Origin of the sequence: Exobacillus caeni, assembly GCF_005747095.1 — a bacterium.
In the GTDB taxonomy this organism is placed as follows: Bacteria; Bacillota; Bacilli; order Bacillales; family Guptibacillaceae; genus Exobacillus; species Exobacillus caeni.
The window spans coordinates 1-12168 of sequence record NZ_SWLG01000027.1 but is presented as its reverse complement, the minus strand read 5'-3'; the positions used below and the strand labels follow the sequence as shown (position 1 = coordinate 12168).

Sequence of the window (12168 nt, the reverse complement as noted above, 5' to 3'; positions counted from 1 at the left end):
CAACATAAATAGGGGAAATGGCAAATGCTATCATGGATATTAAGGGCATTGAAAAGATTGAGAAGCGTATATAATAAAAAAATATTGAAGCCTTACTTCACCCTTAGAGTCAAAAAGAATGCCAAGAGTGTTGGCGTAGGGTTAACAGTAAATAATAAATCATATGTAAACAGTAAAACTATTTTAGGAAGAAACGTAAACTTCAATGGATTAAAAATAGCTGGCAAAGGCGCTGTGATCATAGGTGACAATTTTCACTCCGGTGAAGACTGCCTTATTATAAACGAAATCCATAACTATGATCGAGGAAACGCAATACCTTATGATGATACCTATATACTTAAAAATATTACAATAGAAGATAATGTTTGGTTAGGTTCTAGAGTAATAATTTTAGGAGGAGTGACAATTGGGGAAGGAGCAATTATACAGGCTGGTAGTGTTGTTGTAACAGATGTACCTAAATACTCTATTTATGGGGGCCACCCGGCTAAGTTTATAAAATTTCGAGATATTGAACATTATAAAAAACTAAAGAATGAAGAGAAATTTCATTAAAAAGTTGTTTAGTTTTGTATATTTGTATATCTCGAATGGTTGTTGCCCGTATGTGTTTCTCTGTTAAAAAGGGCTTTGAAGAGCAATTGTAATCTGGATTGTATAATGAGTATGATGATTACATGATATATTTTACACATGCAAAAGGCTATAACTTCAAAGTACAGAAGCTTTTTAGCTGCGCATATAAGTTTTACTAATATCTTAATGCAATGGTTATTGGGCTCTACTAACAAAAGTAGTTTCATACCTTATCCAATTTATTCCGATCTAAAACATGGCTCGTAAAGTTTATTTAATTACCTTAGTTATCACCGAAATTTACACAAATCAATCTATAAGATAAATTTTGGTAATAAATATACCTATGATAGGATGATTTATTTGGAAAGTATAAAAGAAATATGCAACAAATTTTGGGAAGTAGAAAACAGGCATAATTTACTTTCTAAGCAAATCTGTGAAGTTAAATTCTGGGAAGTGATTAGATATGAACTACTAAATGAAATATTAAGAAATAAAGGTATTTATGGTGAGGCTCATACTAAGAAAAAAACAATTTGGAGTAATTTTGTGTTATTATCTTCTATTGTGTATAATTCGATTTTTTTCAACCCTCTTTTTGGAATTTATACAAAAGACATATTAGTTTTTGAACATCCCAGAAAGGTAAGAAAAAATGGTCGTTATATAGACATATATACTAATCACCTCTTAAATGAAAATGATGAAATTCAATTCCTTGAACCGGATTCTCGAAAAAGAAATACAAAAAGTAAAGAAAAAGGGGTAAATAAAAAAACGCTTGATCTTTTTTATCCATTTGCAATCACAAAAATGAAACAAAAAAAAATATTTCTAGATGAGAAAGAATTGAACTTATTAAAAAACATTGAACATGATTTAAAAAAGGAATTTAACGTGGAAGTCAATTTATATGATAAGGTAAAAAAAGCGATAAGGAAATTTAAAATTCAATATGATTTCTATCAAAAAATTTTAAGAAAAAGGAAACCAAAAGAAATTTATTTAGTAGTTGGATATCTTCAACCCGCTTTAATTCATGCAGCAAAATCAATAGGAATAAAAGTTATAGAATTACAACATGGTGTAATTAATAAATATCATTTAGGTTATAATTTCCCAAATCAGCAACAAAAAGTAGATTACTTTGCAGATAAACTTCTAATTTTTGGTGAGTTTTGGAAAAAAGGAATAAGATATCCGATTCCCTCTGAAGATATTAAAGTTATAGGCTTTCCCTTCTTTAACATGCAGGTCGAAAAATATCGAAATATTACGAAGAAACCAAAACAAATAATTTTTATTTCTCAAGGCACTGTTGGGCATGCACTATCAAAATTTGCATATCACTCTGCCTTAGAACTGAAGGATTACACTTTTATTTATAAACTGCACCCCGGAGAATATGATAGATGGAAAAGGGAATATATTGAATTAGTTAAAGCTTCCCAACTTAAAAACTTTAATGTTGTAGATTCAAATGATAAAGATCTACATTATTATCTAAGTGAATCAGAATTTCAAGTTGGTGTTTATTCTACTGCATTATATGAAGGATTCTCTTTAAAATGTAAAACTATACTTTTTCAATATACTGGTGTAGAGTATCTCGAAGAAATAGTAAAAGAAGGGTTTGCTAAAGTAGTTACTAACATTTCTGAGTTGAAACAAGTGTTAGTAAATAATAAAGCGGTTGAAAACGAATATGATATCTTCTTTAAAAAGACAAAACAAAGGTTACTAAGAAATAATGAAAATACAGAATAAGGAAAGGGAGTTAATTCATGATTACGGAGAGCTGATGGGAAACCTTAGTTACACTCCCGTTTACAATTTAAGTTCTAATAAGTTCTTGTATATCCTATTTTTAGCCCCTTTGTTTATTATGTCTTTCGGTATAAATGGATACTATTTCTACACAGATATACTTTTACTAGTAATGAATGTCGGAATTATGTTGTTTGTATCTATGAATTTGATTCTTAATAATACAAAAAAATATAGTGGGTCCTTTTTTTATCTTTATATCATAACTATTGGTTCATTAGTTATAAACATATTAATAACTGAAACCATTAATAACGATTTCTTTTATTTAATATTTGCTTTAAATATTTACTTCCTTATTTCAAATTTTAAGATAGATAAAGATAAATTATTAAAAATTACAAATACTACTTACCTAATTTATCTAGCTCTTTCCTTTTTATTGTATTTTTCTGTTATTACAATAAACGGTAGATCACTAAATATTTTTGATGAAATTATATTCGGTTATTCAATTAAGACATTTATCGGTTACTACGGGTCAACAGCCCATCTTGATTCTTATAGTATGTTTATTGCTCTGTTAAATTTATTCTTCAATAAGAATAGATTAAGTAAATTGTTTTTCGTAGTTCTAGCTTTAATTGCCTGTTTTGGAACATTACGATTTACTCCCATTGTATCTTTAGGGTATGGTATTATCTTTTTGCTGATTGTGCAGATATTAGGGAAATATACTGTACCTTTAATAAATGTTATTATATTTATGTTTTTTTATTTAGTAGTAATTTTCTATACACATTCAGATGTCCAATATCATTCTTATTTTTTTTCAGCCACATCAGGAAGAAATGTTATCTGGTCACTAATGTTAGATGTGTACAATAATATCCATAGTATCACTCAAAAATCATTAGGATTCGGAACAACAGAACCTTTTACAGTGGATGCATTTGGTGCTTATGAAACTCAATTAACAAATAACCCACATAACAATTATTTAAGGTTTATTTTTGAATATGGAGTCATATCATTTATCGGTGTATTCATTTTTTTCACTAAAAGAATGATGGAAATAAAGAAAAAAAGTATATTACTAATTATCTTTTTTGTCTTGATGGCATCAAATACTAACTCTGAAATATTTAGTTTTTTTCATCCTACATTTTTGATATGGATTTTGTTTTTCTTTAAGAATCCAGAAAATACGAGTGAAACACAAGAGAGCTAAAAATGTTCTCTTGTTTTTTATTGGAATAGTAACTCATGAACTTTTCCACTGATAGCTAAGATTAATGAATTTAAGTCATTGGCACTATTTTTCTTAAAAGTTTTACTAATTGTTTCTTGGTTTCGTGATATTTTATTAACTTTCAAGGAGAGGATTTTAATGGGAGTTTTAGTGAATAGTAAGTACGCTATAATTTCTGCTGTAAGAAATGAGGCAGAAATAATAAAATCAACTCTTAATTCCGTAGTACACCAAGAGTTAACACCACATAAATGGGTAATTGTAGATGATGGTTCAACTGATGGAACAACTCAAATTTTAAAAGAATATGAAAGAGAATATAGTTGGATAGAAGTTATTGAAAAGAATGATAGGGGCCACGCTAAGCTTGGAGGAGGAGTAGTTGAAAGCTTTAATGTTGGATTAAAAGAGATCGATTTTAGAACTATTGATTATATTGTTAAGCTCGATGGAGACTTAGAGTTCGAAAGTGATTATTTTAAAAGTCTTATTTCTAAATTTGAAAATAATCCAAAGTTAGGTATTGCTAGTGGACTAACATATTTTAAGTCATCTAATAATTCCTTGGTAAAGGAGAATGCACCGCTGCATTATGCCATAGGCCCATCAAAGGTGTATAGAGTTTCTTGCTTTAAGGAAATTAATGGACTAGTTCAAGATCTTGGATGGGATGTTATTGATGTAATTAGAGCTCAGTCTCTTGGTTGGGAAACGAGGAATTTTCCTGAGTTAAAGTTACTTCATTTAAGACCAATGTCATCGAAGGCGGGAATAATGAGGGGAAGGTTTAGGAATGGCCTTACGGATTATTTAACCGGTTATCATCCCTTATTTTTAACTGCCAGGAGTATTTATAGACTTTTTCATTATCCCTATATTTTTGGAGGAATCATGATTTTTTCAGGATATGTTTATGGACAAATAAAAGTTAGAAAACAGTTAGTAACTGCAACAGAAAAAAAATTTATTCAAAAACAACAATTAAAAAGGTTATTAGGAATAAAACCTGTTAGGAAGTAATCAAATGAAACTTCATAAAGTACAATTAATGGGAATAAATTTTGACAATTTATCAATGAGTACATTAATTGAAGATATCTCCTTATTAAAAAAGAATAAACAAAAGAAATTCATAGTTACTCCTAATGTTGATTTTTTAATTAGAAGTAAAAAAAATGGTGACTTTAAAAACATAGTAAATAGTGCAGATATTTCAATTGCTGACGGCATGCCTATAGTTTGGGTATCAAAGTTAATTAAACAACCTTTGGTAGAGAGAGTAACAGGAGCGGATTTATTAGATAGGGTTTGTGCTGAAAGTAAGGAAAAAGAATTCAACATCTATTTATTAGGGGCTAGTCCTGACTCTAATAAGAAAGCTATAAAAAATTTAAAAGAGAAGTATCCGGGAGTGAGAATAGTAGGGGGGTATTCTCCTACGTTTTCCCAGGTTTTTAATGAAGAAGAGAACAAAAAAATAATTAGTGATATAAATAAATTAAGGGTCAATTGTTTGTTTGTAGCTTTTGGATCACCTAAACAAGAAAAATGGATCAAAGAAAATATAGACTCTTTGAACATAAATATAGCTGTTGGTTGTGGGGCAGCAATAGATTTTGCTGCAGGCAAGAAGCGGGCTCCTAAATGGATGAGAAGTGTTGGTTTGGAATGGTTATTTAGGTTTTTATTGGAGCCAAAGCGACTTGGAAAGAGATATATAGTAACTAACTCATTATTTTTATTAGAGGTATTAAAGATCTTAGTGAAAAAAAAGGAAATCAAGTAAATGTCATATATGTATAAGATTAAGAAATGGTATCAAAAAAATAAACCTTCTGGAATTATAAGTATGAGCGTTTATAGATTAGGTAATTATACGTATTACAAAATTAAAATTTCAATATTAAGACATCTACTTTTATTCATTTATGCTATTTTAGATAACTTATTTGTTAAGTTGTTATGTAATTCAGAAATTCCTGCTAAATGTATAATAGGAAAAAATATCTGGCTACCCCATGGAGCTAATGGAATAGTAATTCATGGAAAGGCAATTATCGGGGATAATGTTACAATATTCCATCAAGTAACAGTAGGTGCAGTTAAAAACCCTAATTTGGCTCCCAGAATAGAGAGTGGTGTACAACTTGGCGCAGGCGCAAAAGTATTGGGGGATATCAGTATTGGAACTGGTGCGAAAATTGGTGCTAACGCAGTTGTGCTGAAAAATGTACCTCAAAATTCCACAGCGGTTGGAGTTCCTGCTAGGATAATAACGAAGAAGTAGGAAGTAAATATTATTACATTTACTAGATTAAGATAGGAGAGAAACTTTAGTGAAATTAGTACTTTTATCAGGTGGATCTGGTAAACGACTTTGGCCACTTTCAAATGACTCAAGGTCAAAACAATTTTTAAAAGTGTTAAGTGATAAGGAAGGAAATTTCCAATCAATGGTACAAAGGGTTTGGAGTCAACTGGAAGCAGTAAATCTTAATAATTCTTCTATAATTGCAACTAGTAAATCACAAGTTGAAATGATTCAAAGCCAACTCGGCAATGTTCCTACTGTTGTAGAGCCAGAAAGAAGGGATACATTTCCTGCTATAGCATTGGCAGCTGCGTATCTTTACTCTATTAAGGGTTGCAGTTTAGCAGAGGTAATTAGTGTGTTGCCAGTAGATCCTTATGTTGAGAATAATTTCTTTTATAGAGTCAAAGAACTAGAAACAGTTTTGGAAGATTCAAGTGCTGATTTAGCGTTAATGGGAGTTACACCTACTTATCCATCAGAAAAATATGGCTATATTGTTCCGGAGACAAAGATGAAAAATAGCACTTATATCAATGTTGATCACTTTAGAGAAAAACCTAATGAAGAACAGGCCAAAGAACTATTGGACAAAAATGCTCTATGGAATTGTGGAGTATTTGCATTTAAATTAGGATATATAATTAATTTGCTAATAGATAAAGGATTACCTATTCAATATGACGAACTATCTAAGCAATATGATAGATTACCAAAGATTAGTTTTGATTATGAGGTCGTAGAAAATGCTAAAAAGATTATTGCTCTTCCATATCAAGGATATTGGAAAGACCTTGGGACATGGAACACTTTAACTGAAGAAATGGATTCTAACATCACTGGGAATGGACTAGTTAGTAACGATTCCGAAAATACTCATGTCATTAATGAGCTTGATATTCCTGTGTCTATACTCGGTCTTTCCAATATTGTTGTAGCGGCTAGCCCAGACGGCATTTTAGTGACAGATAAAGAAGCTAGTCCTAGGGTGAAAGAATTAGTAAATAAAATTGAACAAAGACCTATGTATGAAGAAAGGCGATGGGGATGGTATAAAGTCTTAGATCACACGAAAATGGAAAATGGAAACGAAGTTTTAACAAAACGACTTTGTGTTAAAACAGGAATGAATCTTAGCTACCAAACCCATGAAAAGCGTAGTGAAGTATGGACAATAGTTAAAGGTGAAGGCGAGTTTATTTTAAATGAAGAAATCCGAAAAGTATCAGCAGGAGATGTTATTCAAATTCCTGTTGGAGCAAGACATGCAATCAAGGCCAATTTAGATATAGAAGTTATAGAAGTACAAACAGGTTCTGAGCTTATTGAAGAAGATATCATTCGAATATTTATGACCTGGGATGAGATTGTAGAAAATTGTTTGGTAAAGTGAGAAAACAGATAACCTCTAAAGGTTCTTTTTTTATGGACTTTTAGAGGGTTTTTCTATATAAATAGGGGGACAACATGAGTTGGTAACTACAGTTTGAAAAGTGGAATCAATTTGAAGAATGAGACCCTGAATTAAAAGGACAGTTAAAAGGGCAAAAAGCAAATCAAAAAGCTTTAGAAGATAGCTTTTAAAAAATCTTGAGTTTGGAACAGGTGGTATTCGCGGAGAAATCGGCCGGTGGGATAAACCGAGTTAACATATACAGTAAGAAAAGCATGAGAAGGTTTGGCTCGATAAATAGTAGAGGAAGGAGAGAAAGCAAGGAAACGCGGTGTTGTTATTGCTTACGATTCCAGACATAAATCTCCTGAGTTTGCTTTAGAAACAGCAAAGACTCTCGGAAATGGAATAAAAACATTATTTTTGATGAATTAAGGCCTACACCTGAACTTTCGTTTGCTGTTCGTTATTTGAAAGCTTATGCAGGAAGCGTGATCACCGCAATCCATAACCCTCCTGAATATAATGGTTATAAAGTTTACGGTTCAGATGGTGTGCGATTGCCTCCTGTAGCGGCTGATTCTGTAATTGCAAAAGTGAATGAAGTGAAAAATGAAATTACTGTGGAAGTAGCAGACGAGCAACAGTTGAAAGAGTCTGGATTGCTTACAGTTATCGAGGAAGAAGTTGATCAAGCATATACTGACCAATCGGCTTTAAAAATGTAACGGTTGTAGCTGAGCAAGAGCTTCCTGACCTAATTTTTAAAATCACCAAATCCTGAAGAACCTGCAGCTTTTGAACTTGGGATAGATTACGGCAAGAAGAATGATGCCTGCCTGAGAACAGTGCGGTTTTAAAAACAATCGTAACATCAGAAATCGGCCGGGCGATTGCAGAAAAGCATAGCATCGAAACGATGGATACATTAACAGGCTTCAAATTTATCGGAGAAAAAATTAAGGAATTCGAACAAACAGGGGAAAAGAGCTTCTTATTCGGCTATGAAGAAAGCTATGTTATTTGATCGGTGATTTGGCACGGGATAAAGATGCTGTATAGGCCTGCTTGATGGATATCTTTGAGGAATACGGCTTTTATCAGGAAGCACTAGAGTCTTTGACTTTGAAAGGGGAAGACGGGACTGAACAAATCCAATTAATCTTAACTGAGACTGAGTACTGAGACTGAGTTTAGAGAAAATCCTTCAGTGGAGATTTCAGGAAGAAAAATCAGTGACATTGAAGATTATAAATCTAGTGAGAGAACGATTGCAGCTACAGGGAAAGTTGAAGAAATCATTCTGTATTCTTTCAATGTTTTAAAATATATGCTGGATGATGGTTCATGGTTCTGCTTAGATCCTTCAGGAACAGAGCCTAAGATCAAGTTTTATTTAGGTGTAAAAGATGAAACTTTCGAAAGCAGTAAAGAACTGCTTGAGGCATTGAAGAAAGACATTATGGAACGAGTGAACGGATTAATTGTAAATTCAGTTTAAGGAAAGATATAAAAGAGTTTCTAGTATATACCTTGGTATATTTGGCTCAGCATTTAATAGATATCAATGTACGAGTTATTTTGAGCATTAATCCCTGTGTTGAAATAAAGGTAGAAAAATTGATAAAGAAATATGAAAGGAATTTAAAATGAAAAATAAGTTGTTTATAGGATTAATAATTTGTTATTTTTTTAATATGGTGTTTATTGCAAATCCTTCAAGAGCTAATGGATTTGGCCCAAATGAATGGACCCAATATCGCATGAATTTTAATAATAATCCCGTTTTTAGTAATGAAGACAGTCGAATTATTAACTCTTCTTTTAAGACTGGAGACCAAATAAGATCGACTCCAGTAGTAGTCGGGGATAATATTTTTATTGGAAATCACGGGTCTGGTGATATATATTCATATAATATTATAACTGGAGATTTAAATTGGGAAAATAAAGCCCCAAATTGGATTCATTCAGAAATACTTAATGTTAACAATAAACTTTATGTTGGTTATGGAAATCGTTTTTATCAAAAAAAAGGGGAACTAAGAGGAACTGGAAAGAGCGGTTTATTATGCTTAGATGCAACTACGGGGAAAGTATTATGGAATTATAGTACAAAGGGTGAAGTAATGCCAACTCCTGCTATTTATAATGATTCTGTATATATTGTTACAGGTGACAAACACTTATACGAAGTGGATTTAGTTAGCGGTAAAACAAAATGGGAATTTAATTTAGGATCAATAATAAATATGTCCTCTCCAGTAATTTCTAATGGGGTATTATTTGTGGGGGGATCAAATAAAGAGAACCTTCTAGCATTAGATCTAGATAAAAGGAAAATAAAGTGGGAAACTAATTTTGAGGGTACACATGGCTTAGGAGATATTCCTCCTGCATTATATAATAATGAAATTGTTTTTGTTACTGCATTAAAAGAAAACTCAAAAATGCCACCATTAAAAGATATCTTTGATAAATATGGAACTGTACGTACTTATAAAGAGATAGTAAAACGTGCTTTAAAGCCGGTTATAGATGGATCTGTGTTACAAAATGAAGAACACTATTTATATGCGTTAGATGCGAAAAATGGTGAGGTTTTATGGAAGAAGAACTTAGGTAACGGCGCGTGGGTAAAAAATAATAAATCCGGAGCACCCATGGTTTATAAAAACAATGTTTACTTAGGAAGTCCAATCACAAAGAAATATTATAGTGTAGACGTGAAATCTGGAGAAATTAATTGGGATTATGAGGTTGGATTCCTTACTAAAGCTCCACCGGTTGCAGAAAAAAACATTGTATACTTCACTGACGTAGGAGGATATGTAAGTGCTTTTGACTCAAAAGCAGGGGAATTATTAGGTAGGAAACAACTTGGAGGTAAATTAGCACCTTCAGGACCAATTATCATGAATCATAACCTTATTGTTGGAAGCCAAAATTCAAAAGTTTATGCACTACCCACAAATGATATATTAGGATCTAATGATAAACCAAAGAGTAACAGTCTTGTTTTTATCGGATATATATATATTATTCCTTTTTTAATATTAATTGCTCTAGTTTTTAGTTTGAGGTATCTGTTTAAAAAAAGAAAGAAGCTCAAAAAAGATTATAAAGTTGCTTCATAGGAAGTTTATCATTCCCTTATAAACTAGTGCACTTTTCAATAGTATTGAGCAACTTTTATTGAACAGAAAAATCGGCAAATTCTATTGAGGTGAACGATAACGGCAATCCTTGTGACTGGCGTTGCTTGGAACAACTTTTTACCAGGGACATTTAAAGGACGAATCGTTGCTGGATGAAATTTTTAAGACACATAATATTGAAGCAGTGCTTCACTTTGCGGCGGATTCTCTTGTTGGAGAGAGTGTAGAAGATCCGTTGAAGTACTATGACAATAATGTGATTGGTACAGATCATCTTGTGAAAAAGATGGTCGAGCATGATGTGAAGAACATCGTATTCTCTTCTACCGCAGCAACCTATGGTGAGCCTGACAGCATTCTGATCCAGGAGAACGATTCAACCGTTCCGACGAATCTTTATGGAGAAACGAAGCTTGCGATCGAGAAGATGTTGAATTGGACCAGGCATACGGATTGAAGGCTGTTTGCGCTATTTTAACGCTGCAGGGGCTGACCCAGAAGGACGGATCGGTGAAGACCATGATCCAGAATCACACTTGATTCCGATCGTGCTGCAGGTAGCGCTTGGCCAACGGGAAAAAGTGATGATGTTCGGGGATGACTACCCAACAGAAGACGGCAGAACAAAAACCTTAGTCAAATGTTTGATTAAGGTTTTTGTTCTTTTAATCACTAATGGAACAAGGGGGACAGGTATTAAGCTGAACCCCAAAAGTTAGACATTTTATTTAAGCGGCATCTGGTGTAACCGTCAAGTAGTTTTGCACACTCTTCGATTGAAACAACGATTCTCGATCTCGATATTTAATTCGATGACTTCCTCCATTTAATAGACGACTTATGAGCGTTGGAGAAGTCGATCTACGCTCGCTGTCGTGATACCTTGATCGCCCAATAATTTTCCCCATTCTTCTTGCCCCTTGTTTGAAGTCAATATGATCGAACTTCGTTCTTACAAATGATTTACTAAGTGAAAGAACAGATTTGCTTCATGTTGGTTCATAGCATAAATCATCAACAATAACCAGGAATGACTGCCTTATCCGTTTGAGTTGAACTGTGACTTCTTAAGATATTCCTCTGTTTTTAATAGAGGTACCAATTCTCCCATCGAGACAAATGAAACTCGTTGGCCGTTCTGGATGGCTTCTTGGCCTAAGGCGGATTGTCAGATGTATTTTGCCTACACCCGGCGGACCTAGGAAAATCAGGTTAAAAGATTGTTCTAGCCAGGAAAGTTCTCTTAATTGGTCCAGCTGTGTGTTACTAAGGAATGGTTGGTTCTTCAAACTAAATTCTTCGAAGTCTTTTTTGAGTGAACTTCGCCCATTTAAGATGCTTCTTAATCATGTTCTCTCCTTTTCGATTTTTTTCGTAAGAAAAGAGAAAGCTCTAGCTGTGAAACTGTCTTTGGAGACTTTCAACGGATGGTTCCAATTTAACCATCCCCTAATATTTTGAGATACCCACCCAGTTCTCTCAAAGCAGCTTTTTCTTTCGGGTTTTCCGAAGGGATATTTTCAGTCGACAATTCAATGGCTGAAAAATTATCTTGGTGGCCATGTATCTTTGATAAGTGTTGTGCGACATCATGAAAATCATTGGGACTTCCCTGTCAACACCGGTTAGATATTCCCTATTTTCAGCGGAAACAAATTCCCTAATTCACCGAACAATAGTTGGCTGTATGCCAGCTTTTTTCTTT

8 protein-coding genes and 3 pseudogenes are annotated in these 12168 nt (G+C 33.0%); 10 read left to right on the top strand and 1 reads right to left on the bottom strand.

Annotation, left to right across the window (positions count from 1 at the left end; all coding sequences use genetic code 11):
• Positions 1–24: 24 nt before the first annotated feature.
• The 10 genes and pseudogenes from FCL54_RS24705 to FCL54_RS21820 form a co-directional block, all read left to right on the top strand.
• Entirely contained in the window at positions 25–558 is a 534-nt protein-coding gene (locus FCL54_RS24705) for an acyltransferase (RefSeq protein WP_138129330.1), read from the top strand.
• A 384-nt stretch (positions 559–942) separates the two neighbouring features.
• Positions 943–2349, top strand: a complete 1407-nt coding sequence (locus FCL54_RS21860; protein WP_138129329.1) for a glycosyltransferase family protein — start codon at positions 943–945, stop codon at positions 2347–2349.
• A complete protein-coding gene (locus FCL54_RS21855) occupies positions 2333–3580 on the top strand; it encodes an O-antigen ligase family protein (protein ID WP_138129327.1) in 1248 nt (415 codons plus the stop codon). The genes FCL54_RS21860 and FCL54_RS21855 overlap by 17 nt, the downstream gene beginning before the upstream one ends.
• Positions 3581–3739: 159 nt before the next feature.
• On the top strand, positions 3740–4621 hold the full coding sequence (locus tag FCL54_RS21850) for a glycosyltransferase family 2 protein (protein WP_138129325.1): 882 nt from the start codon (positions 3740–3742) through the stop codon (positions 4619–4621).
• A gap of 4 nt (positions 4622–4625) precedes the next feature.
• Positions 4626–5387: a WecB/TagA/CpsF family glycosyltransferase gene (locus FCL54_RS21845; protein ID WP_138129323.1), complete on the top strand. Its 762-nt coding sequence runs from the start codon at positions 4626–4628 to the stop codon at positions 5385–5387.
• Positions 5388–5888, top strand: a complete 501-nt coding sequence (locus tag FCL54_RS21840; RefSeq protein WP_138129321.1) for a serine O-acetyltransferase — start codon at positions 5388–5390, stop codon at positions 5886–5888.
• Between the two features lie 49 nt (positions 5889–5937).
• Positions 5938–7305, top strand: a complete 1368-nt coding sequence (locus FCL54_RS21835; RefSeq protein ID WP_138129319.1) for a sugar phosphate nucleotidyltransferase — start codon at positions 5938–5940, stop codon at positions 7303–7305.
• A gap of 354 nt (positions 7306–7659) precedes the next feature.
• A pseudogene (locus tag FCL54_RS21830) lies at positions 7660–8806 on the top strand (phosphohexomutase domain-containing protein); the annotation flags it as partial.
• Positions 8807–8954: 148 nt separating this feature from the next.
• The gene (locus FCL54_RS21825) at positions 8955–10442 is read left to right on the top strand and encodes an outer membrane protein assembly factor BamB family protein (RefSeq protein WP_138129317.1); all 1488 of its coding nucleotides are present in this window, start codon (positions 8955–8957) and stop codon (positions 10440–10442) included.
• A gap of 118 nt (positions 10443–10560) precedes the next feature.
• Positions 10561–11083, top strand: a pseudogene (locus FCL54_RS21820) (GDP-mannose 4,6-dehydratase); the annotation flags it as partial.
• 108 nt (positions 11084–11191) lie between these two features.
• Here the strand turns inward: FCL54_RS21820 and FCL54_RS24860 are convergent.
• A pseudogene (locus FCL54_RS24860) lies at positions 11192–11849 on the bottom strand (ATP-binding protein); the annotation flags it as partial.
• Positions 11850–12168 lie beyond the last annotated feature (319 nt).